This window comes from Pseudaminobacter soli (ex Li et al. 2025), assembly GCF_003012705.1.
GTDB classification, from domain to species: Bacteria; Pseudomonadota; Alphaproteobacteria; order Rhizobiales; family Rhizobiaceae; genus Pseudaminobacter; species Pseudaminobacter soli.
This window is the reverse complement of record NZ_PXYL01000026.1, coordinates 1-24,360: the sequence shown is the minus strand read 5'-3', so window position 1 is coordinate 24,360 and position 24,360 is coordinate 1. Positions and strand designations below refer to the sequence as shown.

At 60.9% G+C, this 24,360-nt stretch carries 21 protein-coding genes and 2 pseudogenes; 15 read left to right on the top strand and 8 right to left on the bottom strand.

What is annotated here, in order from left to right:
* Positions 1-3: 3 nt before the first annotated feature.
* Positions 4-609 (top strand): OmpA family protein, encoded by a 606-nt coding sequence (locus tag C7I85_RS27345; RefSeq protein ID WP_106727166.1) that lies wholly within the window; start codon positions 4-6, stop codon positions 607-609.
* A gap of 159 nt (positions 610-768) precedes the next feature.
* Here C7I85_RS27345 and C7I85_RS27340 read toward each other — a convergent pair whose 3' ends face one another.
* The gene (locus C7I85_RS27340; protein ID WP_245445131.1) at positions 769-1,458 is read right to left on the bottom strand and encodes a KUP/HAK/KT family potassium transporter; all 690 of its coding nucleotides are present in this window, start codon (positions 1,456-1,458) and stop codon (positions 769-771) included.
* A 365-nt stretch (positions 1,459-1,823) separates the two neighbouring features.
* Positions 1,824-1,970: an IS110 family transposase gene (locus C7I85_RS32390; RefSeq protein WP_146148984.1), complete on the bottom strand. Its 147-nt coding sequence runs from the start codon at positions 1,968-1,970 to the stop codon at positions 1,824-1,826.
* Positions 1,971-2,107: 137 nt separating this feature from the next.
* On the opposite strand from C7I85_RS32390, the gene C7I85_RS31230 reads away from it, so the two are divergent.
* Both C7I85_RS31230 and C7I85_RS27335 read left to right on the top strand, forming a co-directional pair.
* The gene (locus C7I85_RS31230) at positions 2,108-2,284 is read left to right on the top strand and encodes a hypothetical protein (protein WP_181257417.1); all 177 of its coding nucleotides are present in this window, start codon (positions 2,108-2,110) and stop codon (positions 2,282-2,284) included.
* Between the two features lie 277 nt (positions 2,285-2,561).
* Positions 2,562-3,812, top strand: a complete 1,251-nt coding sequence (locus C7I85_RS27335; RefSeq protein WP_106727182.1) for an Nramp family divalent metal transporter — start codon at positions 2,562-2,564, stop codon at positions 3,810-3,812.
* Between the two features lie 430 nt (positions 3,813-4,242).
* Here C7I85_RS27335 and C7I85_RS27330 read toward each other — a convergent pair whose 3' ends face one another.
* From C7I85_RS27330 to C7I85_RS27315, 4 genes are read right to left on the bottom strand one after another with little or no spacing between them, the layout of a single operon-like run.
* Complete coding sequence (locus tag C7I85_RS27330; RefSeq protein ID WP_106727164.1) at positions 4,243-6,891, bottom strand: FtsX-like permease family protein; 2,649 nt, start codon at positions 6,889-6,891, stop codon at positions 4,243-4,245.
* Positions 6,888-7,571 carry an ABC transporter ATP-binding protein gene (locus C7I85_RS27325; RefSeq protein ID WP_106727163.1) on the bottom strand — a complete coding sequence of 228 codons (684 nt, stop codon included), beginning with the start codon at positions 7,569-7,571 and terminating at the stop codon, positions 6,888-6,890. The genes C7I85_RS27330 and C7I85_RS27325 overlap by 4 nt, the downstream gene beginning before the upstream one ends.
* Entirely contained in the window at positions 7,564-8,265 is a 702-nt protein-coding gene (locus tag C7I85_RS27320) for an ABC transporter ATP-binding protein (protein ID WP_245445130.1), read from the bottom strand. Before C7I85_RS27320 ends, C7I85_RS27325 begins: the two co-directional genes overlap by 8 nt.
* Complete coding sequence (locus tag C7I85_RS27315; RefSeq protein WP_106727162.1) at positions 8,229-8,816, bottom strand: hypothetical protein; 588 nt, start codon at positions 8,814-8,816, stop codon at positions 8,229-8,231. The genes C7I85_RS27320 and C7I85_RS27315 overlap by 37 nt, the downstream gene beginning before the upstream one ends.
* A 254-nt stretch (positions 8,817-9,070) precedes the next feature.
* Here C7I85_RS27315 and C7I85_RS27310 point away from each other — a divergent pair, with 254 nt between their 5' ends.
* The 5 genes from C7I85_RS27310 to C7I85_RS27290 all read left to right on the top strand — a co-directional run bounded on the left by C7I85_RS27310 (position 9,071) and on the right by C7I85_RS27290 (position 15,083).
* Positions 9,071-9,334: a hypothetical protein gene (locus C7I85_RS27310; RefSeq protein ID WP_106727161.1), complete on the top strand. Its 264-nt coding sequence runs from the start codon at positions 9,071-9,073 to the stop codon at positions 9,332-9,334.
* A 51-nt stretch (positions 9,335-9,385) separates the two neighbouring features.
* Positions 9,386-10,180: a COG4705 family protein gene (locus C7I85_RS27305; RefSeq protein WP_106727160.1), complete on the top strand. Its 795-nt coding sequence runs from the start codon at positions 9,386-9,388 to the stop codon at positions 10,178-10,180.
* Positions 10,181-10,276: 96 nt separating this feature from the next.
* Positions 10,277-10,954 carry a winged helix-turn-helix domain-containing protein gene (locus tag C7I85_RS27300; RefSeq protein ID WP_106727159.1) on the top strand — a complete coding sequence of 226 codons (678 nt, stop codon included), beginning with the start codon at positions 10,277-10,279 and terminating at the stop codon, positions 10,952-10,954.
* Complete coding sequence (locus C7I85_RS27295) at positions 10,941-12,299, top strand: sensor histidine kinase (RefSeq protein ID WP_106727158.1); 1,359 nt, start codon at positions 10,941-10,943, stop codon at positions 12,297-12,299. Before C7I85_RS27300 ends, C7I85_RS27295 begins: the two co-directional genes overlap by 14 nt.
* Positions 12,300-13,100: 801 nt before the next feature.
* Complete coding sequence (locus C7I85_RS27290; RefSeq protein ID WP_106727157.1) at positions 13,101-15,083, top strand: NAD(P)-binding protein; 1,983 nt, start codon at positions 13,101-13,103, stop codon at positions 15,081-15,083.
* A 276-nt stretch (positions 15,084-15,359) separates the two neighbouring features.
* Here the strand turns inward: C7I85_RS27290 and C7I85_RS27285 are convergent, their stop codons facing one another.
* Positions 15,360-16,013 carry a TetR/AcrR family transcriptional regulator gene (locus tag C7I85_RS27285; RefSeq protein ID WP_106727156.1) on the bottom strand — a complete coding sequence of 218 codons (654 nt, stop codon included), beginning with the start codon at positions 16,011-16,013 and terminating at the stop codon, positions 15,360-15,362.
* A gap of 101 nt (positions 16,014-16,114) precedes the next feature.
* Between C7I85_RS27285 and C7I85_RS27280 the strand changes: the two genes are divergently transcribed.
* The 5 genes from C7I85_RS27280 (at position 16,115) to C7I85_RS27260 (ending at position 22,985) form a co-directional block, all read left to right on the top strand.
* Positions 16,115-16,606 carry a GFA family protein gene (locus C7I85_RS27280; protein WP_210203090.1) on the top strand — a complete coding sequence of 164 codons (492 nt, stop codon included), beginning with the start codon at positions 16,115-16,117 and terminating at the stop codon, positions 16,604-16,606.
* Positions 16,540-16,881, top strand: a complete 342-nt coding sequence (locus tag C7I85_RS27275; protein WP_428832918.1) for a DUF6958 family protein — start codon at positions 16,540-16,542, stop codon at positions 16,879-16,881. The genes C7I85_RS27280 and C7I85_RS27275 overlap by 67 nt, the downstream gene beginning before the upstream one ends.
* Before the next feature lie 448 nt (positions 16,882-17,329).
* Positions 17,330-18,232: a polyphosphate kinase 2 family protein gene (locus C7I85_RS27270; RefSeq protein ID WP_106727153.1), complete on the top strand. Its 903-nt coding sequence runs from the start codon at positions 17,330-17,332 to the stop codon at positions 18,230-18,232.
* Positions 18,233-18,306: 74 nt separating this feature from the next.
* On the top strand, positions 18,307-21,039 hold the full coding sequence (locus tag C7I85_RS27265; protein WP_106727152.1) for an HAD-IC family P-type ATPase: 2,733 nt from the start codon (positions 18,307-18,309) through the stop codon (positions 21,037-21,039).
* 653 nt (positions 21,040-21,692) lie between these two features.
* The gene (locus C7I85_RS27260; RefSeq protein ID WP_245445129.1) at positions 21,693-22,985 is read left to right on the top strand and encodes an SLC13 family permease; all 1,293 of its coding nucleotides are present in this window, start codon (positions 21,693-21,695) and stop codon (positions 22,983-22,985) included.
* A gap of 64 nt (positions 22,986-23,049) precedes the next feature.
* On the opposite strand, the pseudogene C7I85_RS27255 reads toward C7I85_RS27260, so the two are convergent.
* Positions 23,050-23,259: pseudogene (locus C7I85_RS27255) on the bottom strand (DDE-type integrase/transposase/recombinase); the annotation flags it as partial.
* A 136-nt stretch (positions 23,260-23,395) separates the two neighbouring features.
* Between C7I85_RS27255 and C7I85_RS27250 the strand changes: the two are divergent.
* Together C7I85_RS27250 and C7I85_RS27245 are read left to right on the top strand one after the other, a co-directional pair.
* Positions 23,396-23,652: pseudogene (locus C7I85_RS27250) on the top strand (ATP-binding protein); the annotation flags it as partial.
* Between the two features lie 168 nt (positions 23,653-23,820).
* Positions 23,821-24,360: transposase family protein (locus C7I85_RS27245; RefSeq protein ID WP_146148983.1), on the top strand; the 540-nt coding region annotated here is incomplete at its 3' end.

Below are 24,360 nucleotides of genomic sequence, written 5' to 3'. Positions count from 1 at the left end.
CTCATGACCGGTCTGCTTAAACCCACCCTTGTTGCGGCTATGACGATGGTTGGCGCGGGTAGTTCCTACGCGCAGGACGCGCCCAAAAACAATGGTGAAATCCGCGACCTCAAGGCCACCATCTTGGACCTGAAGGGCCCCCCGTCCGATCTGAACAGCGCCATATCGGATCTATCCGCGAGGGCCGACGGGCTTGCCGCCCAATACAGCGGCCTTTCGGTGCGACAAGATAAACAGACCGTTAGGGTTTCTATGACGGGCGATATCCTGTTCGATTTCGACAAGGCCAGCATCCGACCAGCCGCTGAAACGACGCTCAGCGATATCGCGCGTTTGATCCGATCGATTTCCGCTGGCACCGTCGTCATCGAGGGTCACACCGACTCCAAAGGCACTGTCCGTTACAACAAGGATCTGTCCCTGCGGCGGGCGAAAGCCGTAGCCAAATGGCTGGCGGCGCACGGTGCCGACAAGGCGCGACTGTCGGTCAAAGCACTTGGCGACAGCCGGCCCATCGCGCCCAACACGCTTGAAAACGGTGCAGATAATCCGAAAGGGCGCGCCTTGAATCGGCGTGTCGAGTTCGTATTGCCTAGAGAGAGCCAATAGACTGCGAGCGAGGGGCCGCCTTCTGAATCCGTTCAACGACCATCCCATTGATACCGGCATCGCGGGCGTCGGCCCGCCCGAACTTGGACTCATTCCGCGTTGCGTCGCTACAGGACCGGCTCCGATTTGGAGACGACACGTCGAACGTCTTGAAGCAGCTTAAATCGCTATCTGCCGGCCGATCTCGACAACACTCTCGGAAGGCACGCGGAAGAAATCGGTGACATGGGTGCTGTTCCGCTCCATGAGCGAAAATAGCTTGTTCTGAAACCTAGTCACCCAATGGCCGCGGCCGCCGACGCGGCTGACGACTGTTTCATGGCCGATATAGTAAGTGACGTCATCGAGATCGATGCCGCATCCTGTGGCATGCGCTTTGCGCAGGAGGGCCGGAATGTCCGGCCGTTCCATGAAGCCATATCGTACCGTCGCACGCCAGAAGTTCGGGGCGATCTCGTCCGCCGAGAGGCGGTCCTTGTCCCTCACCCGTGGAATGGACTGTGTTTCTATCGTGAGAGCAAACAAGCGCTCATGCAGTGCCCTGTTGCGTTTGACGTGCCAGACCATGATCGGCGGCGTATCGCTTGTGGTCCTGGTCAAGAATACCGCCGGCACGCGCGGCACGCCGGCGGCTTTCAACTGCTTCATGAACTGAGCTACAGGCACAAGCCTCTCGTGCAGGCCGCGCGAAACCGCTTGGGCACCATTGTGCCAAGTGAGCATCAGCCCGTAGACACATGCGGCAAGGAGCAAGGGGACGTAGCCGCCATCAAGAACTTTCACGACATTTGCCAAGAAGAATGCCGTATCAACGATGAGGAAAAACCCAGCAACGGCGCCGCTCGCCAAGAGGCTCCAGCCCCAAACCTCGCGCATGGCTATGATGATGCGCCGCTCGTACTGCGCTCGTGTCACGATGCCGACCTAGCCCGAAGTTGCGCAGCAGGCCTCGGATGCTGTTCTCAACATCGAGCAGCTTGGCCCGAAGGAAGCGCCGGCCGCTCAGGAGTGCCCGGATCTTCTGGCTGGCCAGCGTTTTGACGTGGACAGGGCGATAGAGCCCGACCCGCATCATCTGCGCGATGCCACGCGCATCATTGCGATCCGTCTGTTCGGCCGGGCGCTCAGACCGGCCTGGGCATGGCGCGTCTCAATGCAGATCACCGGAAAGCCCGCCTTCGCCAGCCTGGCATTGAGCCACTGGCAGAGCGGGCTTAGCGGCGATCAACCGCTGCAAGGAAGGCCGCAATCGCTTCCGGCGAACTCTCGGCCTTGCCCTCCCGAATAATCGCTCCGGACGCGTCCATAATGCAGATGCTCGTCGTCCTGACCGAAACGTCCAAACCGACAAAAAAATCCATCGCTTGTCTCCCTGATCCACTGGACTGGATCGGTGGAGCCTAGAACACCTTAGCCACCGCCGCATCGCCAGGTGCGACGCGAGCCCAACGGCTCAACCTTTTTCCTACTTCCAGAGCCAAGGCTCAGCAGCGTCGTCATGCGCAATCTTGCCCTCCACCACGAGCAACTGGGTTCGTTTTCCGCCGAGGTTTTGGACGAGCTGGACGCCTTGATGCAGCGCGCGGTCGAAGAGCTGAAAATTGTCGATCAAGCGGACAGGAACGAGGTCGCGGCGCGGACTTGTCACTCTACACGCTCGGCAGCCGAAGCCTAGAAGACATCGTGTAGACAGCAGTAGGCTTGCACCGGAATGGCATCACGCCGGGCGGCCGACGCCGAAGCGGGTCAGGACCGAGCGTCAGCGCAGGAAGCTTGTCAGAAGCCAGGCGAAGGCTGGAACCACAGCGTGATTGGCGAGTTGGTTGCTGCGCTCACACATCGAGCCCGTCGCGCATTAGAATTCGACTTCAATCCATCACGCTGAAAGCACGTCAGTGGCCAAGAAGGCGAAAGCGGGCAACCAGGCGGCCGTCCACGCCGTGGCGCCGACCATGCCGCAATTCCTGAAGGTGCTTGGCCCCGGTCTGATTACCGGCGCCTCGGATGACGATCCAAGCGGGATCGCCACCTATTCCCAAACGGGTGCGCAGTTTGGCTATGCACCCAGTTGGACGTTGCTCTTCTCCTATCCGCTGATGGTCGCCATCCAAATAATCAGCGCACAGCTCGGCCGCACCACCGGTCGGGGGATCGCCGGCAACTTAAGAATGTTCTACCCGAACCCGGTCGTCTATGTCTGTGTCTCGCTGCTATTGGTGGCAAACATCATCAATGTCGGCGCCGACATAGGTGCCATGGCCGACGCCGTGCGGGTGCTGATCGGAGGGCCGCAGATCGTCTACGTTCTGACATTCGGCGTCATTTGCGTCGTGACACAGGTCTACCTGTCATACGATCGATATGTCGGCGTCCTGAAATGGCTGACGCTCGCGCTCTTTGCGTATGTCGTCACTCTGTTCTTCGTAAAAGTCGACTGGTCGACCCTGGCAAGGAACTTCTTCTTTCCGCATGTCTCTTTCGACAAGGACTATCTGACTGCCATCGTTGCCATCCTCGGCACTACGATCAGTCCGTACCTGTTCTTCTGGCAGGCTTCCCAGGAGGTCGAGGACATTCGGGCCGTGCCCGAAAGGAAAGCGCTCAAGGGCGCACCCGAGCAGACGAAAGACGCCACGGCCCGGATACGTCAGGACACCTTCGTCGGCATGGGCTTGTCGAATGTCGTTGCCCTGTCGATCATGGTGACCGCCGCAGCGACGCTCCATGTCAACGGCATTACCCAGATCGACAGCTCCGCCCAGGCAGCGCAGGCGCTCAGGCCGCTGGCCGGAGTGATGGCCGAAACGATCTTCGCCCTCGGAATCGTCGGCACAGGGCTCCTCGCGGTGCCGGTCCTCGCGGGATCGGCCGCATATGCGGTCGGAGAGGCCTTGCGGTGGCCGACCGGGCTCGATCGGAAGCCCATGAACGCAAAGGCCTTCTATGCGACGATTGCGATCGCGACGCTCATCGGCGTCGGTTTGAACTTCAGTCCGATCAATCCGATCAGGGCCTTGTATTGGAGTGCCGTCATCAACGGCGTCGTGGCGGTTCCGATCATGGTGATGATGATGCTGATGGCCGTGCAATCGCGTATCATGGGCAAGAACACCATCGGCGCCGGCCTTCGTGCAGTTGGCTGGCTTTCGACGGCGGTGATGACGCTGACGGCCGCAGCGATGATCGTTACGAGTTTTCTGTAACTCGCATGGGTTTATCGGGCGTGGCTTGCTCACTGAGGGGATGAGCACAAAGGCCTCTCCCGCAGCAGGTGCCCAGCGACATAACGGTTATGCGATAGTCAGGACGACCTCGAGGGTGTTGGGGTCCACACGTGACGGGATACGACCCGCTAAGGGATTCCGATAAGCACGTGATCACCATCTACTACGTCGGCCATTTGAAGAAATAGCCATTTGCATGCCTGGAACTTCGGCTAGGGCGCACCGCGTCGCATTGTCTTAATGGCGTTTCTGCCGTGGTCGAGCCGCCAACATCTTGCCCGCCGCCTTCCAACAGCCGGCGGGCGCCTTTCTCGTTTCCCATGGAACGCGTTCTCGAAAAGCAGACGTTCGCCGGAAATGGCTGATCGTCGGGGTAATGGTGAGTCTCAGTCGGCCTAATTGGGAGATCCTATATTTCCCGCAAAAGTTCTGCATCTTTGCCCTTGCCTGCGTGGGTTACCAGAATGACCGCCGCTGCGATTGCGAGAAGCAGCAGCGCAAACAGAAGCACCAGATAGGCCACGGGAACGACGAGCGTTTCCGGCGGTGGGTCGAACACACCGGTCAGCAGCTTGACGAGCATCCAGGCCATGGTGAGACCGGAAAACACACCAAAGACCAACCCGCCGAGCGCCACGAGCAGCCCTTCGCTCCACAGGAAGGCGGCGATCTGCCGAGGCTTGGCGCCGATCGCCGACAGGATGGCAAAGCTGCGCTGCCGATCGACAAATCCCAGACCCAACATCAGCCCGGCGGCGGCGACGGCCATGGCAAGGGCGAAGGTGAGTTCGATCTTGGTCAGCCCGGACAGGTCGACCGCCGTCAGGCTGGAGCCGATGAGGTGGGCCGCCGAGCCCACATCCTTGACCTGGAGCCCTGGATCGGCAGCGAGGGCCTTGGCGGCGGCGCGGGCCAGAAACGCCGGATCGGTCTCGGACTTCATCAAGACATATTCGTTCGCCGCCGAACCAGTCACCTGCGCGATGTAGGAAGCGTTGGCAACCAGGAATGAATCCTTCGGCGCCGTGGGGAATTCGCGCACCACGCCGATGAAGGTGAACGGCACGGGATGGTATTGATTGTCGGCTGCGTTCATCAGCCTCAGATTGATCGTATCGCCGACGGTCAGCTGAAAATCCTGTACCGTCTCTTCAGATACCAGCACACCATTGGGCGTCTCGGACAGCTTCGCGAGCAACTCCGCTGCGCTTCCGCCCGAGAAATAGGCATCCGAGAGTGTCGTCGCCTTGCCGATCGATTTGGGATCGATGCCATAGAGATCCTGCAGATCGGCGCCGACATAGGCGAAGCGGTGCTGCATCGGTTGGAGCCCGGCGACGCCCGGTACGGCTGCCAGCAGGTCGAGCTTGGCACCGGCCGGATTGGCCGCAGTGCCGAAGACAGTTACGTCGGCGCCATTGGTCAGCTCGGCGTCGACACGTGCCTGGGCATTGTAGGTCGTGTTGAAGACGGCAGTGGACAAGGCGAAGGACACGGCAAGAGCTGTCATCGCGATGCCGATCGTGATCCGCCCGCTCTGATGCGACAGGGCAGCCGAAACAATCGGTGTGAGGCGTCCGGCAACGGGTCTGAGCAGCGCCTGCAGGGTTCGGCCGTTCCCGGCGATAACCGTCCCGCACAGGCGCATTGTCAGCAGCACGGCGCCGATCCAGAAAAGCGCCGGCGCGATAAACGCCTTGTAATCGACGGCAGTCGCAGCCACGCCTTCGGGAGCCAGCACGACTTGATAGCCCGTGCTGGCCAACTGCCAGAAGAGCAGAAGCGAGCCGGTCAGGAACAGAACGTCGAGCCAAATTCGCTTCCACAAGGAGGCACGACCCCGACCTACCAGACGCCGCGCGGAACTCACGCTGCGCCCGCGCAAGTCGCGCCAAGCCGGACAGAGATACGCCGCCAGCGCCAGCACCGGCCCGGCAAGCGCCGACAGCGCCAGGGGTAGAGCTGTACGAAACGCGGTGGAATCGAACAGCAAATAGGAAAACAGCATCGCAGCTCCGACACCGATCGCCACCCCGACGCCGCCAACCAGCATGGCTTCCGCTGCTTCCAAGGTGAGGATGCGGCTGACACTCGCGCCCCGTATCCTCAGCAAAGCCTGTTCCGCCTGACGACGGCCGGCGCCGGTCGCCGTTACGGCGAAGGTCAAAATGGCAGCCAGCGTCACGCCTGGCACGCCGAGGAAGAGAAACAGCACCGTCGCGTAGAGTGCGTCGCCGCGCACGGCATCCAGCCGCGCGCCCAGATTGTTGGCCACCAATGCCTGTCCAGCCACGCGAGCTTCAAGGTTCTTGATCGCGCCCGCCACTTCGTTCCACGCTTCGGTGGGCCTCGATGGCAATCCGACATGGTCGAGCCGGACATGAAATTGCACCCGCGTGGTGTCCGGCCGCGCGCTCTGCTGAGGGACAAAAATGCGTTGCCATTCCGCCACCGGCAATATCATCACATTGTCCGGCGGCGCCTGGGGGGCTGCCTGCGGTGGCAGTCCCATACCCTGGAACAATGCATCGGCGTCGGGAAGATCGACCACCCCATCGACTTTGACGGTTTCCGGAGGCAAGCCGACCCGCTTGATCGAGACGCTGTCGCCGGGTGCGACGTGCAGGTTCGCGGCTGTCTGTTGGACGAGCACAACCCCGTCGGCACGGCCGGAAAGAAGCCTGACCTCCTTGGGGAACGCTTCCAGGTAGCCGTTATCGAAAGCGATCACCTTGCCGGGGCCAGTCGTTTGCACAGTGCCGCCGGCGCTCGCCTCCAGGCCGGCGGCGCTGGCGTAAAGCACTTGCTGGATCGCGGTAACGGGAGCTGCCTTGGTGATCGCCTCGTGGATTGCAGCAAGATCCGCGCCGGGAACCGCTTCCACCTGCCAGTCGATCAGAACTGCGGCGACGGCTCGGCGCGTCATGGAGCTGCTGCTGTCGGCGAGGAATATCGAGAGCGTGGCGAGCAACGCAACCGTGACGGCAACACCCGCAGCCACACCGGCAAGGCGGCCGAGGCGACGACGAAGCAGGCCGAACAGCCAGAGCCTGATCATGCGCTTTTCCTTGTCGGCATGACGTCGTGGCGAAGTTGTCCCGCATCTATCGACCAGCGTGTATTGAGGCGCGCCGCCACCGTCTCGTCGTGCGTGGCGATGACGAGCGCCGTATCGGAGCCGTCCATGATGTTCAGCACAAGATCCAAAAGGTGCGTCGCCGTGCTGCTGTCCAGTTGGCCGGTCGGCTCGTCTGCCAGGATCAGCCTGGCCCCGGTCACGAGAGCCCGCGCCATGGCCACGCGCTGTGCCTGACCGCCGGAAAGCTCCTCCGGCAGTTTTTCGCACAGGTCCAAAAGTTCAAATTTGGCCAAGATTTCCCGCGCTTTGGTGGTTGCATCGTTCTGCTTGTCCATCAACAGCAGGGGCAAGGCGACATTTTGCACGACAGTCAGCGCAGGAAACAGGCTTGGGGTCTGGAACACGAAAGCCACCTTGCCGGGCCGCAGTTCCTCGCGCGCGCCCAATGCGGGCCAGGAGATGCTCCCGCTCGTTGGCTCATCGAGCCCACCGAGAATGTGAAGCAAAGTGGTTTTACCGCTCCCCGAGACCCCAACGAGCGCCACCCGATCGCCGGTGCCGACACGACAGTCGATGTCGGTCAAGACCGGCAGCACGGCATTCTTTCCATTTGGAAAACTCCGGCAAATGTCGCTTGCCAGTACCAGTGGCTCATTCATTGCTGATCCTCCCGTCCCTCAGATGGAGGACGCGGTCGGCGCGGCTTGCCAGCGCTTCGCTATGGGTCGCGAGCAGTGTCGTCTTGCCGGCCGCCCGGCGCACCTCCAGATGAAGCATCAGCCGCGCTTCCGTCTGGCGGTCGACCTCGGCGGTGGGTTCGTCGGCAACCAGCACGGGCGGATCGGCGGCAAGCGCAACGGCCAGGCCCGCACGTGCGGTCTCGCCGCCGGAGAGCTCCTGCGGATAGGCCCTTGCTCGAGCTTCGAGCCTTAGTGCGCTGAGAAGCCCACCCAAGCGCGGACTGTCGAACGTACCCGCCATCAGCATGGGCAGCGTTATGTTCTCCGCGACCGTCAGATGCTGGAAGAGGTTTGCCGACTGGAGCAGGATACCGAAATTCTCGGCTCTGATGGCGGCTCGTTCCGCCTCCGGGCGACGCGTCATTCGAGTGTTTCCGACCGTCACATAGCCGCCGTCAGGCTCATCGAGTCCTGTCAAGCAGGCCAGAAGCGTGGACTTGCCGCTTCCGGATGGCCCGGCGATCGCGACCATCTCGCCAGGCGTCAGGGTAAGGCTTACGCCCCGCAAGGCAGCGGTCTCGTCGTCGCCAACGTGGTAGAAGCGATAGAGCTCATGGGCCTCCAGTACGACCATGGTCAGCGCCACCGGAAAGACTCTGACATCAGCTTCCATTGGTCGACATTGTCTGCCCCTTGGGGTGCGTAGAGTTCCAGCGCGACCAGTTTGCCGTCCTTGAAATAAAGGAAGCGCTGGTTCTCCAGCCGGACCTGCTTGCTGGTCACTTCATTGGGGCTCGAATTGGAGCTGTAGACGATGCGGATCGCGCTGCCGGCCGGCAAGTTGACGACTTTCACGCTGTCGATCTTTACAGCCCGCTCTTCCTTCTCGAGCAGGCCGACATAGTCCTTCTTCACGCTGTCCACTGTCGGCGGTTGGGGTGCGTCCGATCGCGTCAGGACCACGCCGTCCAGCTTGTCGACGAAGCTCACCCCGTTGGCACGGTCGGTGCGCGCCCAACCTTCCGGGACTTTCAGCGAGAACCCATCCTTCGGCGAAACGTAGTCGATGAAGACCTGGCTGTCGGGAATGTCGCCAGGCGGGTTCTTCTCGGCCGCTAGGGGCTTCTCGGCAGCGAATGCCACATCGATCACCGGCACGGCGAGCGGCAGTGTGAAGAGAAGACCAGCAAGGACCGCAGTTCCGATTGGCAGTGTTGAGGACATGAGATGTCTCCTTGCACGGCGGCCCGCCCTGCTTCCTGCAAGATGACATTACGATCTTACCCTCGCTTCGCCGCCGTCATACGCTTTCGTAAGGTTTCAGAGGCCAGGGCCTCAGACGTGGGCGACCGCCGTTCCTTACCAAACCGTAAGCTGCCGGACAGGCGGAGTTGACCTTCGCGCTTTAGAGCTTTGCGCAACGGCGCTCTTTGGCCGTTCCTAGATCCATTAACCGCCCCCAACGGAATGAAGCTGTTATGAAAACACTTTCTCTTGCTGCCCTTTCGCTTATCGCTGCGGTCAACGTTCTTCCTGCAATCGCCAGCGCCGCGGAAAATCCGGTGCCATGCGAAAAGATGCTGAAGGACGTCAATGCTGCCCTCCAAGCCACCAAGGTTGGCGACGCCGACAGGGCCAAGGTCAACGATCTCAGGGCCCAAGGGCTGGAGCGCTGCAAGGCCGACGACGATGCCGGCGCCGACGAACTCTTTGCTCAGGCACTGAAAGCTCTCGGCAAATAGCCGTCCTCCATCAATTCATCCGAGATATTCCCGTCATCGAGGAGACTATCCATGACGACGCTGGCAGATCGCGCGCCTATGCAGAACAAGGTGCCCGAAGTCACCTTCGACTTCTGGCTGATAAAGCTGCTTGCCGTGACGGTGGGGGAGACCGCCGCCGACTATATGAACCTGGACCTGGGCCTGGGTCTTTCCACGACGTCATGGATTTTGAGCGGCGTGCTGATTGCCGCGCTTGTCCTGCAATTCGCCCAGAGGAAATATGTCCCTTGGGTTTACTGGGTTACTGTCGTCCTGATCAGCGTTGTGGGCACATTGGTCACCGATAATCTGGTCGACAATTTCAGCGTAAGCCTTGAAACGACGACCATCGCCTTCAGCATCGCGCTGGCTGCCACATTCGCGCTTTGGTACCTGGTCGAGAGAACGCTTTCGATCCATACGATCTTCACGGCGCGACGCGAGCTCTTCTACTGGCTCGCGGTGCTGTTCACCTTCGCACTCGGCACCGCTGCCGGCGACCTCGTTGCCGAGGGCATCAAGCTCGGCTACCTCGCAACAGGTTTCCTTTTCGGCGGCATCATCGTCGCCATTACCCTCGGCTATTATCTGTTCGGCCTCAACAGCATCCTGAGCTTCTGGCTCGCTTACATTCTGACACGCCCGGTCGGGGCTTCGCTGGGCGACTTCTTCTCCCAGCCCGACCAGCACGGGGGCCTCGGTCTGGGCACGACGGTGACAAGCTTCATCTTTCTCGCCGGGATTGCCTTGCTGATCGGCTATATGACGCTCTCGCAGCCGCGTGACCAACTCGACCTCGGCGTGAACGAGGCCGCGCCGGATTGAGGCGCTCGCCGCCTCGGCTCGAAATTGTCGCCGTTGCGCGAATGAAATAGTATCTATCGCCAACGACTTGCCTGGTCGGGCTGAGAGACGAAGCGCATGCGCATCCTTGTCGTGGAAGACGATAAGAAAACGGCTGATTACGCGGTCAAAGGCTTTTCGGAAGCCGGGCACACCTGCGACGTCATCGTGGACGGCCGCGATGCGCTTTTCCAGGCAACGCGCTCGCCCTACGACGTCGTTGTGGTGGACCGGATGATCCCGGGCCTCGATGGCCTTTCGATGGTCAAGGCACTGCGCGCCGCGAATGTGAAGGTCCCCGTTCTATTCCTGACCTCGATCGGCGGCGTCGACGATCGGGTCGAGGGGTTGGAGGCAGGAGGCGACGACTACCTGGTCAAGCCCTTCGCATTCTCCGAACTGTTGGCGCGCGTCCATGCCCTGGCCCGCCGGCCTCCGGTACAAGACCAGAAAACCGTCTTGCAGGTGGCCGATCTTGAGTTGGACCTGGTGAAGCGACTGGTGACGCGGCAGGGCCAGGCGATCGATCTGCAGCCGCGCGAATTCAGGCTTCTGGAAATCCTGATGCGCAACGAAGGGCGCGTGCTGACGCGCACCATGCTTCTGGAACGGGTATGGGATTTGCATTTCGATCCGAAGACGAGCGTTGTCGAGACACATATCAGCCGGCTACGGGCAAAGATCGACAAACCTTTCGAAGCGCAGCTACTGCACACCCTGCGGAACACCGGCTACAGCCTGCATGCGCCGCGCTAGCCTGTTCCGCAGCACGCCGTTCCGCCTTGCCGTTGCTTTCGGCAGCCTGTTCGTCCTCGCATTCCTGTCCACCGGCTTCATCGCCTACCAGATAATGAAGGCTGATCTTGCCGCGGGGCTCGACAGCACAGCGCGCGAAACATGGTCGGTGGTGGCCGCAACCTATGGCGGAGGCGATCTTGAGGATCTCGTCAGCGCGGTCGAGACCTATGCGCGGCTGACCAAGCCGGAGGACAGGATCTTTGTCTTGCAGGATCGGGCGGGCAAAACGCTGGCCGGCAACTTCACCATGACTTCCATGCCGGCAGGCATCACGACATTGCCGGCCGGCGGCCTCGGCCTATCGGGCAACGCCAGCTATCGCATCGTCTCGGGCAAGGTCGGTGACAACTGGCTTGCCGTCGGTGTCAGCCTTGCCGAGACCGATCACCTGGAGAAGATCGCGCTGACCAGCTTCGGCTGGGCGCTCGCCATCATACTCGCCATCGCCTTTGCCGGCAGTGCCCTGCTCGCCTCCCGCGTTCAAAGGCGTCTCGATCGCATCGCCGACACGATGGTCGCCGTCTCCAACGGCAGGCTGGACGCGCGCATCCCTTTGCTTGGCAGCGGGGACGATATCGATGCCGTGTCCAGCCAGATCAACGCTGCGCTGGAACGTCTGGCCGCATTGGTCGAAGGCATGAAGCAGGTCAGCACGGATATCGCGCACGATCTGAAAACGCCGCTCAACCGCCTCAAGCTGACTATCGAGAGCGCCGTCGACAGTAACGAGAGAGGTGCGCCGGTTGCCGACGACCTGAACGAAGCACGCGCCGAGGTCGACCGCATCAACGAAACCTTCGACGCGCTGCTCCGCATCGCACAGATCGAGGCTGGCTCGCGCAAGGCCCGCTTCGCACCGGTTGATCTCAATGACGTGGCGGCCTCGATCATCGAGATTTACGCCGACGTGGCCGAGGATGACGGCAAGTCCCTGGTCATCGCGGGCGGTTACCACCCGGCAAGCCCCATCTCGGGCGACCGTGAACTTCTGATCCAGATGTTCGCCAATCTGATCGAGAATTCCATTCGGCACTGCGGCGCTGGCACGCGGATCGACATCAAGGTCGAAAACCGTGGGGACAAGGTCGTGACCGAGGTCGCCGACAATGGCCCCGGCATCCCGCCTGCCGAGCGAGAGCGGGTGTTTCAACGGCTCTACAGGATCGAAAAGAGCCGGACCACACCAGGCAGCGGCCTCGGCCTCAGCCTGGTGCGCGCGATCGCCGACCTGCACGGGGCAGAGCTTTCGCTCGAGGACAACCGACCAGGCTTGCGTGTCAGAATAGCATTCCCGGCAAAGTAGCAGCGCACCTTGTGGTGGTAGCTGCTGTAGATTGCTTAGGGCAAGAGGAACGCCCGTGGTTTCGGCGCCTGTTTGCGGCGCGGCTTCGCTCGCGGCGGAAAGACAAGCGATGTCCGCTTCCGGAAGACGGCAGGGGCCGGCGGAATGACCGAAATGGGGCGCAAATCTGTCGGTCATGGCCTGGTACGCCCAAGTCGGCTTCAGGCCAAAACATTGCGTTCGTCCGTGACGTGTCGACGACAGAGCGGACCAGCTGAAGCATCAAATAGGCTCGCCTGTCACTAGCTCCCCTCTGCATTTGACGGGATGCAGGCCACGTCCGCATGTGTCTTAACCCCTGAAATTCCAGCTCCTGCTGATCCAGAAAAAAAGAGCGCTTAGCCAGAGGCAAGTCCCGGCTTTGGGCAAGTGGTTCGACGATTGGAGCGAAATCCAGCCACACTTCGACTTGCGCTCCCTCTCACCAATCGAGTTCAGAATGCTGGCCGCTGTGCTTCGTGGCGGTGTGGAAGACACCGCATTGGATCATCGCCATTCTGATGGCGTCCACTGCTATCCTATACCCGCGAGACTCTGACGCGTGGAGTAGAACCTCGGCGGTATGCGGCGCGATGGAGGTACATTAGCCACGAACCGGGAAGTAAGCCTCATCGACGCAACATATTGGCCCGTTGTTGACACGCCGCCTGGTATCAAAATACACTTCGAATACAAGCATTTATCCAACGCATCTTCTAAGCGAAAGCTATGCTATCTACTTGCGTGAATGTCTTTGATTGCAGCGAACAGGGAAGTTGAGGAATGAACTGGACTGACGAAGACAAACGATTGGGAATGGATAAGCCGATCAGCCGACGCGACTTCCTTGACGGGCTCGCATTCACCGTGGGTGGGGCCTTGGCGATGCGAGCATTCAAGCCCGGCGCTGCGCAGGCGCAAGCGAACTCCGGCACCACCGCCTATCCACCCGGAATCGCCGGCCTGCGTGGCCAGACCGACGCAGCGCAAAATGTCATGCATACGGTACGCGACGATGCTTACTGGGAGAATGCCGGTGCGATCACTCCGACCGGGGAACATTACGATCTCGTTGTCGTTGGCGCCGGCATCTCGGGCCTCACTGCAGCCTATATCTATCGCCAGCAGGCCGGTCCGGACAAACGCGTGTTGGTGATCGACCCCTTGGACGATTTCGGCGGTCATGCCAAACGCAACGAGTATATTGCCTCCAACGGCCAGAAAATCGTCGGCTATGGCGGCTCGCAGTCGATCGACACGCCGAGCTTCTTCAGCCCAGCGGTGCACAAACTCATCAGCGACGTGGGCATCGACCTGAACCGCTTCGAGACTTGGTTCAACCAGAAATGGCGCGACCAGCGCGGCCTATCAAATAAGGCGCTGTTCTTCTTCTCCGAGCAATGGGGCAAGGATAAGCTGGTCATCCGCACCAAGGATACTGCAGCGTGGGTCGCCCAGACCCCGCTGAACGACAAGGCAAAAGCCGACCTCATCAAGCTCATCGACGCTCCGGCCGACTACCTACCGGGTCTGACACGCGAGGAAAAGCTCCAGAAGCTCAGTGACATCACCTACAAGCAGTTCCTGCTCGACTTTGTCAGAGCCGACCCACAGCTCGTCGAGCTCTACCAGATCACGACCATGGGCTATTTCGGCGTTGGCATCGACGGCACCAGCGCGCTCGACGCCTGGACCAATGGCAGCCCCGGCTTCGGTGGCATGGACCTCGGCGACTCGGTTCACAAGAACATGGCCCCCAGCGGCCGGGTGAACTTCGCTGGACCGGACGAATACATCCACCACTTCCCGGAAGGCAATGCTGGCATCGCTCGCGCCCTCGTGCGCGGCCTGATCCCGGCGGCCCTGCCCGGCGCTACGATGGAGGAGATCTCAACCGGCACACTCGACTACGCCAAGCTCGACCTTCCCGGTCATCCGGTGCGGATCCGGCTCAATTCAACCGTGGTCAAGGTTGCCCACGACGGCAGCCCGGAAAGTGCGGAGCGCGTGACGGTGACCTATGCCGGCGAAGGTGGCAAGCCGCTCACAGTCACCGGCAACCATGTTGTGCTCGCCTGTTGGAACCGCGTCATCCCCTACCTTACCGATGAGTTATCGGAAGAGCAGGTGACGGCGCTGAATGACCAGCAGAAGGTGGCGCTAATCTACACAAACGTACTGATCCGCAACTGGGAGGCTTTCGACAAGCTCAAGATTGACCGGTTCAGCGCACGCGGCAACTTCTGGAGCGGCGCCTCGATCGACTTCCCGGTCTCGGTGGGCGACTACAGGTTCACCGACAAACCCTCCGACCCGGTGGTGCTCCACCTCACCAAAGTCTTCGCGCCGCCGGCCGATACAGCGCGCGACCAGTTCCTCGCCGGACGCCGGGAACTCTACAGCCTCACCTTCGAGGAAATGGAGCGTTCGATCCGCGACATGCTGAACCGGGCGCTGGGCGCCGGGGGCTTCGACGCCGCCCGCGACATCGAGGCAATCACCTGCAATCGCTGGGCCCATGGCTATGCCTACGAGTACATGCGGCCTTGGGATGCCTACTGGCCCGATGGCCCGCTGCCTATCATAACGGCGCGCAAGCCTTGGGGGCGCATTGCCATCGCCAACGCCGACAGCGGCGCCTACGCCTATGCCCACTCGGCCATGGATCAAGGTATCCGCGCGGTGCGCGACTTGCTGGGAACGCCGGAAGGTGCGCCCGACTATAGCCGATATCCCGGACCGCCGCTGGAGAAGCTCGGGCTGTAATTCGGCCGCCGTCGGTCAGCGAGGTGCGGGACGTTTCCGCACCGTGCCGCACCGGTCATTGTCGGGTCCGCTTTGGGGAGATGCTAGCAGCGACTTGAACGGCCGATTTGGGGCGCGTTGCTGACCGGCAGTTTAGGGGCCAGAAGCTGTCGGTCCGCTATGAGGAGATTTAGCTAGGCCGTGTACTTATAAACGCAGTCGAGCCAATATCCGATTTCTGCAGTACCCTGAGGCTCGTCTTTAGGCTGCCCGGTCGAGACGCGCTCCGTGTGTCGTTCAATAATCGTGAGCTTTCAGTCTATCGTCCGTCGCGTAGGCGCAAAGGAATATTCGCACGGCTTCTTGCGCGTGCGCGCGCAGTTTCGCCTTACCGGGTATTCCCTCATCTCCGAGCAACATGGCGGCGCTTGTTGGTCCGCCCATGACGAGCCAGTTGAAGTGGGTCGCGGCCGCTTCAGGCTCAGCCGTCTCGATTTGGCCGATGCTCGCATAGTGTTCGAGCGCCCGCGTGAACTGTTTGATCGATCGTATCGGTCCGTTGAGGTAAAGGGATCGCCCGAGTTCGGGGAACCTTTCGACTTCGCCGATAACCATCCGGCGGAGCCGCATGAGCCTTGGGGTCAGCACAATCGCAAGATGGGCGATCGCAACGTCCAACAAATATTCCTCCACCAACCGACCGTCGAAAACCTCTTCAACATCCTTGCCGATCTTGTTCGCCGCACCGGCAGTCATGGCCTTCACGACCTCAATGAAGAGAGCTTCCTTGGATTTGAAATGAGCATAGACGGTCTGCTTGGAAACGCCCGCGCGTTCCGCAATCATATCCATGTTTGAGCCGAGAAACCCGAGCCTCAAAAAGATGTCTTCGGCTGCGGCGAGAATCTTCTCCCGGCTTCTGCGTATGCGGGTGGCAGCTCCGTTCGACATTTGCCCTCCTTGAATCGTCCTCTGGGAGCATATCACTCCAGCTTGACAAATCAAACTGGACGGTCCAGTCTATTTAACGGATTGCAAAATGGAGCGTTGATGTGTCTGACATGGTTGCCAAAGCGCGGTGCCTATGCGGTCAGGTCACATTGGAGGTTGGCGCACACCCGATCTTGTCGACCGTCTGCCACTGCTCCAGTTGCCAGGACGCGGCGCTCATCTTCGAAAGGCTTCCGGGAGCAGCGCCGATTCTCGATGAAAGCGACGGTGTTGCCTATGTATTGTTCCCCAAGAACTGTGTTCAATGCACCAGCGGGCGAGAGAATCTTCGTGAGTATCGCCTGAAAGAGAGTTCGCCGACGCGAAGGGCCGTCGCGGCCTGCTGCAACACGTTCATGTTTCTCGATTTCACGAAAGGCCATTGGATCACGATTTGCCGCGACAGACTTGAAGACAGGCGCGTAATTGAGAGTGCGCCGGTTCAGAACCGGCAATCCCCCATGTTTATCTTGCGGCTAATGGCAGCCTGGGCGCGTATGGGCTTTCGCAACCCGAAGATCGAATTCCTGCAAGGCAGATTGGAAAATGTCTGAAGCGAGAAATTCGAAATCGAGAATGTCATGTCATGAAATTCGACAAGGCCAAATATCTCGCTATGCAAGATGCCCTGTTATCTGTGTTGCCCTCAAAAGCGCCGGGGATCACGGCCGCTGAAGAGAAGAAACAGTTGCTCCCTTTGTTGCCGCAGGATTTGTTTCCTGGCGGGGCAAAGTCGGGTTGGCGGCAGAAGGCGGCGCAATTGAACCTCGAGGCCAAGCGTCAGATCATCAGACAGGAAACGAAGCCACTCACGTTCCACCTGGCGTAATAGATCAATGCATCCGGACCAAACCGAAGGAATGAAGCGGAGCACAGTACGATTCGCTGCGCTTTGAATGGACTGGCCGCTAGCGATAGGTCCGCCTCGGGGCCGATCCAATCACCGCCCAAACACGACATTTAGCGGACGGCACGACGAGGGCCGATCCTGGGCGCAAAGCCGCCTCGTACCCGCGCATCGAATAGCCACCAGGCTACGGCGGCGATCTTAAAGCTGACAGTGGGTTCGCTCATTCCCGCCCCATTACCCTCGAACCGTTAAGCCGCAGACAACGTGACATCGCGCTTTGAACATCGAAAGCACCGCCGAAATGAAGGGGTTTCCATAGCAGCGTGTCCTTGACGAAAGTTCGCAACTCGATCAACGCCTCCGTTGACATTGATTGCAAGCGCGAGATCTCATTCTCGAATGACGATCGTTCGGGAGGAAGCGGTCAATGCCCCGCAAAGAAATACTAGACGCCATGAGGAAGTACTCGGATCCGTTCCGTGTCACCAAGGGCAAGAGTTTTCGCCTGAAGGACTTCGATCCCGGCGACACGCTGGGGCTCAAAATGGACAAGCAGGAAGCAGCGCAACTTCTCGAGCGCGGTTCGGAATGGCTCGCGATGGAGCAAGATATTCTCTATGCGCAGGATTCCTGGTCCGTGCTGCTTGTGTTCCAGGCGATGGACGCGGCGGGAAAGGACGGGACGATTAAGCACGTCATGTCGCGCGTCAATCCGCAGGGGTGCGACGTCGTCTCGTTCAAGCAGCCCTCAAACAAGGAACTTTCTCACGATTTCCTGTGGCGCTATTCCACAAAAGTGCCGGAGCGTGGACGAATTGGCATCTTCAACCGCTCATACTACGAGGAAGTGCTGGTGGTGCGCGTGCACCCGGAGTTGCTCAACGCGCAAAAGATTCCACCGGATCTTCTCGGGAAAAACGTGTGGGAGGAGCGGCTCGCCCATATCGCCAGCTTTGAGGACTACCTATCGCGCCAGGGCGTGGTCATCCTGAAATTCTACCTGAACCTGTCATACGGGGAGCAGAAGAAGCGCTTTATGGCCCGCCTCGACAAGCCTGACAAGAACTGGAAGTTCTCCGCATCCGACATTCGCGAGCGACGATACTGGAAAGACTACATGCATGCCTATGACGAGGCAATCCGAGCCACGGCCTCCAAGGCGGCGCCATGGTTCGTCGTGCCCGCCGACAACAAATGGTTCACACGCCTCGTCGTCGCGGCAACGATCGTCGAGGCTGTCGAAAAGCTCGACCTCGCATATCCCAAGGTCACGCCCGCGCAGATGAAGGATCTCTCTGCGGCGCGTCAGGAACTCGAGGCGGACCGCTAGACGGACGAGGCCTTCATGTCGACCGCAATTGCGAGGCCTGCGACGCCAACCAGAAAGCACCGGGAGGAACGCACATGGGCTCAATTGAGGCCACGGCTTCGGAAACGGAGCCGTTGCCATGGCATGCGATGCCGGTGGAACAGGTCGAAAGCCAGCTTCGCGTCGATCCCGGGCGGGGCCTCGATGCCGCGGAGGCGGCCGAGCGGCTGAAGACCTATGGACCCAACCGCCTGCCCCAAGGCAAGAAGCGCGGGCCGCTGATGCGGTTCCTCGCCCAGTTCAACAATGTACTTATCTATGTCCTGCTCGCGGCCGGCTTCATCAAGCTTATGCTGAGCCTGTGGCTCGACGCTTCGATCATTTTCGCCGTCGTTGTTCTCAACTCGCTGCTTGGCTTCCTGCAGGAGGGACGGGCGGAAAAGGCCCTCGATTCGATCCGCAACATGCTGTCCGCGGAGGCGCGCTTGCTGCGCAGCGGGGCGGCGCGCCTCATTGCGGCCGAGGATCTTGTGCCGGGTGACATTGTGCTCTTGGAATCGGGCGACAAGATCCCGGCGGACATGCGCCTCGTCGACGCCAAGAACCTGCGGACGGAGGAGGCGGCACTGACCGGCGAATCCGTTCCGGCCGAAAAGACAGTCGCTCCGGTATCCGCCAAAGCTACCGTCGGCGACCGTGAGAACATGGCATTCTCCGGCACCATGGTGGTGTCGGGCAGGGCGACTGGCGTCGTCGTGGCGACCGGGAGGCAGACGGAACTCGGCCGCATCAACCAGATGCTCGCCGAAGTTAGCGCGCTTGAGACGCCGCTCCTTCGGCAGATCAAGAAGTTCGGCTACGTCATCACGGTCGCCATCGCCATCATCAGCGTGCTGCTCTTCTCCTGGGGCCACTGGCTCGGGCACATGACCTTCGTCGAACTGTTCCAGGCGGTTGTCGGCATCGCGGTCTCGCTGATTCCGGAAGGCCTGCCGGCGCTCATCACGATCACGCTCGCTATCGGTGTGCAGCGCATGGCCCAGCGCAACGCCATCATCCGCCGCCTGCCGGCGGTCGAGACGCTGGGGGCCGTCTCGCGCATCTGCTCGGACAAGACTGGCACGCTGACTCTGATGGAGATGATGGTCACCTCCGTCGTGACGGCGGAAGCCTCCTATGAGGTCACCGGCGACGGCTATGCGCCCGAAGGCGAGGTTAAGGCGGGAGGCAAACCGGTCGGCACCACGCCGGTGCTTGCGCTGATGGGGCGTGTGTCGGTGCTTTGCAACGACGCGGAGCTGTTTCAGGACGACGGAAAGTGGAAGGTCGAGGGGGATCCTACGGAAGGCGCGCTCTATCCGTTCGCCAGTAAGCTCGGCATGGACCGTGCCACAGAGGCCGCCGCCGCGCCGCGACTCGACGCGATTCCCTTCGAATCCGAGCACAAGTTCATGGCGACGCTGAACCGGTCTGCGGACGGCGAGATGCTGCTGGTCAAGGGTGCACCGGAGGTGATCCTCGACCATTGCGACCGACAGCAGACGGCGAGTGGACCGGCGCCGCTCGATCGTAACCGCTTCACTCGGGAGAGCGACCGACTCGCCGCGCAGGGCGAGCGCGTGCTGGGCCTGGCTTGGCTGCCAGACCCGGATTTAGAGGCCGGTAGCCTCGGGCCGGAGCACCTGCCGAGAACCCTGGTGTTGCTCGGCCTCGTCGGCCTCATGGACCCGCCGCGCAAGGAGGCTGTCGACGCCGTACGGGATTGCCACGGTGGCGGTATCCGCGTGACGATGATCACGGGCGACCACAAGATCACCGCGGCGGCAATCGCGAAGATGCTCGGCATCGGTGACGGCAAAACGGCCGTGGCGGGCACCGAGATCGAGGCGATGAACGATGCGGCGCTGCAGGAATGCGTGCGCGACGTCGACGTCTTCGCCCGCGCCAGCCCGGAGCACAAGCTCAGGCTCGTAAAGGCGATCCAGGCCAACCGTCAGATCGTCGCCATGACCGGAGACGGTGTCAACGACGCGCCGGCCCTCAAGAAGGCTGACATTGGCGTCGCCATGGGCATTAAGGGCACCGAGGTGACCAAGGAGGCGGCCGGGATGATCCTCGCCGACGACAATTTTGCCTCGATCTCCGCGGCGGTGAAGGAGGGCCGCACGGTCTACAACAACATCGAGAAGGCTATGCTTTTCCTGCTGCCGACCAACGTCGCCCAGGGCGCCGTGATCGCGATTGCCATCCTGTTCGCCTTCACTCTGCCGATTACCGCACCGCAGGTGCTGTGGGTAAACATGGTCACCTCGGTCGCGCTCGGCCTCACCATCTCGTTCGAGCCTCACGAGGCGGATGTGATGCGGCGGCGGCCACGCCGGGTCGACCGGCCGATCGTCACCGGCTTCGGAATCTGGCGCATTCTCTTCGTTGGCGCTGCGCTCGTGCTCTACACGCTCGCTGCCTTCTTCTGGATGAAGGCGCAAGGCGCTTCGGACCAGTTGGCGCGTACGGCTGCCGTTAACGCCATCACGCTGGGGCAGGTCTATTATCTTCTCAACAGCCGCTACCTGCTCGATTCATCCCTGTCTTTACGCGCCCATATGGGCAATCCCTTTCTCTGGTATGGGATCGCCGGAGTTGTAGTGTTGCAGCTCCTCTTTACCTATGCGCCGCCGTTCCACACGATCTTCGACACCGAGGCCCTACCCCTGTCGGCTTGGCTTTGGCTCATCGGCGGAGGGCTCGTCTTCTTCTTTGTCGTGGAGATCGAGAAGCTCATCATCCGCTCCATGCCCGCGTTGAGAGCCGCAGCGACCCGTCAGTAAGGTGAGCAACCGTGGCGCATGGTGCCCCGGGATGGGAAAGGACAGCAATGGAGATCGATACGGCCGCGTCCCCGACGCGATACCCGCCATGGTTTGGCACCACTGCCCGACGGGCAGATCGATTGTTAATCGACGTTGGTCCGAATACGCCGGGCTCGGCTCAGACGAGGGTCTCGACCGGGGGTGGATGGCTGTTGTCCATCCGGACGACCTGTCGGGGCTGTTCGAAAGGCGATATGGCAACCTTGTTCGTTGCGTGAATATCCGCTTCCGGAGTTTCGTGGAGCCACGCTGTTTGTCCGAGATCGGACGCGTTGCTGACTGGCAGTTTGGGGGCCGAGACCGGACAGTCCGGTTTTGGATAGAGTTGACGATAAGCCGACATCTTCAAGCGGTTGCTTCAGAACGATCGAAATCGCACCTTGCGGCCGGCGGCACCCGTAAGGCGGAACTAGTCGGATGAAAACGCGGCCCGATGTTGGAGTTGTCGGGCGACGCGGACAGTGAATTAGCACACCCAATATGGTCTGGGCGATGGACTTCGTTCATGATCAATTGGCGACCGGCCTTGCCGCTTGACGGCTTCGCATGCAAGCAGACCCTCGGGCAGAACCGACCTTGAAGCCACTTCGACAGGTCGCCACGGGCGTAAAGTGTTTGATTATTTTATGCGTAGGTTGGCGATTCCTTCCAGTCTGCGTTTTCCGGGGCATTTTTGTATGACAACCCTGTCTGTAACGGTCTTCGTGCTCGCCTACGTGGGCATGGCTCTGGGGCGCGTGCCCGGCCTGGCGATCGACCGAACCGGCGTCGCGTTGCTCGGTCTGATCGTCCTCCTTGCCTTCGGCGATTTGTCTCTCGAAGAAGCCGGCGCAGCAGTCGACGTGCCCACGATAGCCCTTTTGTTCGCACTGATGATCCTCTCTGCACAGTTTGACCATTCCGGTTTTTATGGCTGGATCGCTGATCAAATCGTTCGCGCTTCCCGCAATCCGAAGCTTTTGCTCGCCAGCCTGATCGCAGTGACGGGTGTCCTGGCCGCGATCTTCACCAACGACGTCGTCGTTTTCGCGCTTGCGCCTTTGGTTGTCGCGGGTGTTGCCTCGCAACGACTCGATCCGCGACCATACCTTATTGGGCTCGCAGGGGCCGCCAACGCCGGCTCGGCCGCTACCCTTATCGGCAACCCCCAAAACATCCTCATCGGGCAGGCCGGTGGCTTGGATTTCTGGCGCTATCTCGCCTTTGCCCTACCGCCCACAATGGCCAGCCTCGCAATTACCTTCGTCGCCATCGTCGCGACCTGGCGCATCGCGCCTGGCGACGGCGCGACTCCGGCGGACAGCCGGCCACCTCAAATCGACCGGTTTCAATTCTTGAAGGGCATGTTTGCAGTCGCTGTACTTGTGGCGCTGTTCCTGACTCCGTTGCCGCGTGAACTCTCGGCGCTCGCGGTCGCGGGCTTTCTGCTGATGTCGCGTCGCCTCTCCTCACGCACTATGATCGGCGCGGTCGACTGGCAATTGCTGCTCCTTTTCGTGTGCCTTTTCGGAGTCACCGCCGCTTTCGCCAAGACCGGACTGGCACAGCAGGGCATGGTCTGGCTCACCGAACGGGGCTTGCTGCCCGACCGGCTCTCTGTCCTCGCGCCGCTGACGCTTGCCGCCTCCAACACGATAGGCAATGTCCCGGCCGTCATCTTGCTGGTCAAGCTCGTTCCTGATCTCTCGGAGGGTGCTCTGACAGCGCTGGCGCTGCTATCGACCTTCGCAGGAAACCTCCTTCTCACGGGTTCATTGTGCAACATCATTGTTGCCGAACGGGCCTCCGTTTCCGGCGTCAAGCTCGGCTTTGTTGACTTCGCGCGTTCTGGTATTCCAATGACGATCGCAAGCCTGGCCATTACGATAGCATGGCTTTGGGGCATTGGCCTCGTGCCGTTGTAATTGGGGAATCCTGCTTCACGGCGGTTACATCTGGCACGTCAGTTTGCTCGGAAAGACCGGTAGCGGCATGTGCTGTCCGGCTCACCCGCCAGCAGACAATGCGGCGAGCGAAGGCGTCGCTCACGAAGGCCACATAGACGAAACCCTGCCAGGTGGTGACGTAGGTGAAATCCGAAACCCAGAGCCTGTTGGGCGCGGGAGCCTTGAACTGTCGGTTCACGCGGTCCAGTGGGTTCGGAGCCGTCTTGTCCGGGAACGTCGTGCGGATCGGCTTGTGAGACACCTGTTGTATGCCTTTGACCAGCGGAGAAGTGTTGATCCACCTCCCGGGCACATATGGGGCATAGTCCGATGGAACGGCCAGTGAGCCGGATGCCCTGGTTAACGTCGACGCCGTGGCGACGCGGCCTCTCGACTTCGTCATCCTGGATGAGCTCGGTTACCTACCGTTCGCTCAGGCCGGAGGGCAACTGCTGTTCCACCTGATCAGCAGGCTCTACGAGCGCACCTCCGTTATCGTCACCACCAACCTGGCATTCGGCGAATGGCCTTCCGTCGTCGGCGATGCCAAGATGACGACCGCGCTCCTCGACGCCTCACCCACCTCTGCGAGATCATCGAGACCGGCAACGAATCCTGGCGGTTCAAGAACCGCTCTCAAAGCTAAAGCCGAATACTCAAACCACCCGCACTTGGCCCGCCCTCTGCAACCCCGGCCAGCGCCGGGCAGGCCAAGTGCTGATCGCCTACAAGGGGGTCAATATTGGGCTCTGACTCAGTTTTGATGCAGTTGTGACGATGCTGCGTTTCTAGTTTCCACAAAGGAATCAGCCTGATGAGCACCAAGCTTCGCCTCTCTGATTTGGTACCGGCTGGCTTCGTCGCCGAACGCATCACCCACATTGCCGATGAGACCTGCATGTTGCTTTCCCGCGCCGCCGCTACTGCGACGTGTCCGGCATGCGGACGAATGTCGCAAACGGTTCGAAGCCGCTATTACCGCCAGGTAGCGGACCTCCCCCTGTCGGGAAGGCGCGTCAGACTTCTCGTGCGCACACGGAGGTTCACCTGTGACGCGGTACTTTGCAGTAGGCAGATATTCGCCGAGCGGTTCGGCGATGTGCTACCTCCCTACGCTAGGCGAACTGGGCGTCTCGAGCATCTCGTCCACCATCTGGCGCTTGCGCTTGGAGGACGCCCAGCGGCGCGTTTTGCCCAGCGGCTCATGCTGCCCGTTAGCAACGACATCTTGCTCCGAGTCATCCGCAGGCAAGGATTGCCACCGTCGCCCCCGCCCTCGGTGATCGGCATCGACGACTGGGCTTGGCGGCGCAATCATCGCTATGGCACGATCGTGTGTGACCTAGAGCGTCGG

Excerpts from the sequence above, each read along its gene's own strand:
- C7I85_RS27345 (WP_106727166.1), top strand. The coding sequence starts at position 4 with ATGACCGGTCTGCTTAAACCCACCCTTGTTGCGGCTATGACGATGGTT.
- C7I85_RS32390 (WP_146148984.1), bottom strand. The coding sequence starts at position 1,970 with ATGGATTTTTTTGTCGGTTTGGACGTTTCGGTCAGGACGACGAGCATC.
- C7I85_RS31230 (WP_181257417.1), top strand. The coding sequence starts at position 2,108 with ATGCGCAATCTTGCCCTCCACCACGAGCAACTGGGTTCGTTTTCCGCC.
- C7I85_RS27335 (WP_106727182.1), top strand. The coding sequence starts at position 2,562 with ATGCCGCAATTCCTGAAGGTGCTTGGCCCCGGTCTGATTACCGGCGCC.
- C7I85_RS27330 (WP_106727164.1), bottom strand. The coding sequence starts at position 6,891 with ATGATCAGGCTCTGGCTGTTCGGCCTGCTTCGTCGTCGCCTCGGCCGC.
- C7I85_RS27325 (WP_106727163.1), bottom strand. The coding sequence starts at position 7,571 with ATGAATGAGCCACTGGTACTGGCAAGCGACATTTGCCGGAGTTTTCCA.
- C7I85_RS27320 (WP_245445130.1), bottom strand. The coding sequence starts at position 8,265 with ATGGAAGCTGATGTCAGAGTCTTTCCGGTGGCGCTGACCATGGTCGTA.
- C7I85_RS27315 (WP_106727162.1), bottom strand. The coding sequence starts at position 8,816 with ATGTCCTCAACACTGCCAATCGGAACTGCGGTCCTTGCTGGTCTTCTC.
- C7I85_RS27310 (WP_106727161.1), top strand. The coding sequence starts at position 9,071 with ATGAAAACACTTTCTCTTGCTGCCCTTTCGCTTATCGCTGCGGTCAAC.
- C7I85_RS27305 (WP_106727160.1), top strand. The coding sequence starts at position 9,386 with ATGACGACGCTGGCAGATCGCGCGCCTATGCAGAACAAGGTGCCCGAA.
- C7I85_RS27300 (WP_106727159.1), top strand. The coding sequence starts at position 10,277 with ATGCGCATCCTTGTCGTGGAAGACGATAAGAAAACGGCTGATTACGCG.
- C7I85_RS27295 (WP_106727158.1), top strand. The coding sequence starts at position 10,941 with ATGCGCCGCGCTAGCCTGTTCCGCAGCACGCCGTTCCGCCTTGCCGTT.
- C7I85_RS27290 (WP_106727157.1), top strand. The coding sequence starts at position 13,101 with ATGAACTGGACTGACGAAGACAAACGATTGGGAATGGATAAGCCGATC.
- C7I85_RS27285 (WP_106727156.1), bottom strand. The coding sequence starts at position 16,013 with ATGTCGAACGGAGCTGCCACCCGCATACGCAGAAGCCGGGAGAAGATT.
- C7I85_RS27270 (WP_106727153.1), top strand. The coding sequence starts at position 17,330 with ATGCCCCGCAAAGAAATACTAGACGCCATGAGGAAGTACTCGGATCCG.
- C7I85_RS27265 (WP_106727152.1), top strand. The coding sequence starts at position 18,307 with ATGGGCTCAATTGAGGCCACGGCTTCGGAAACGGAGCCGTTGCCATGG.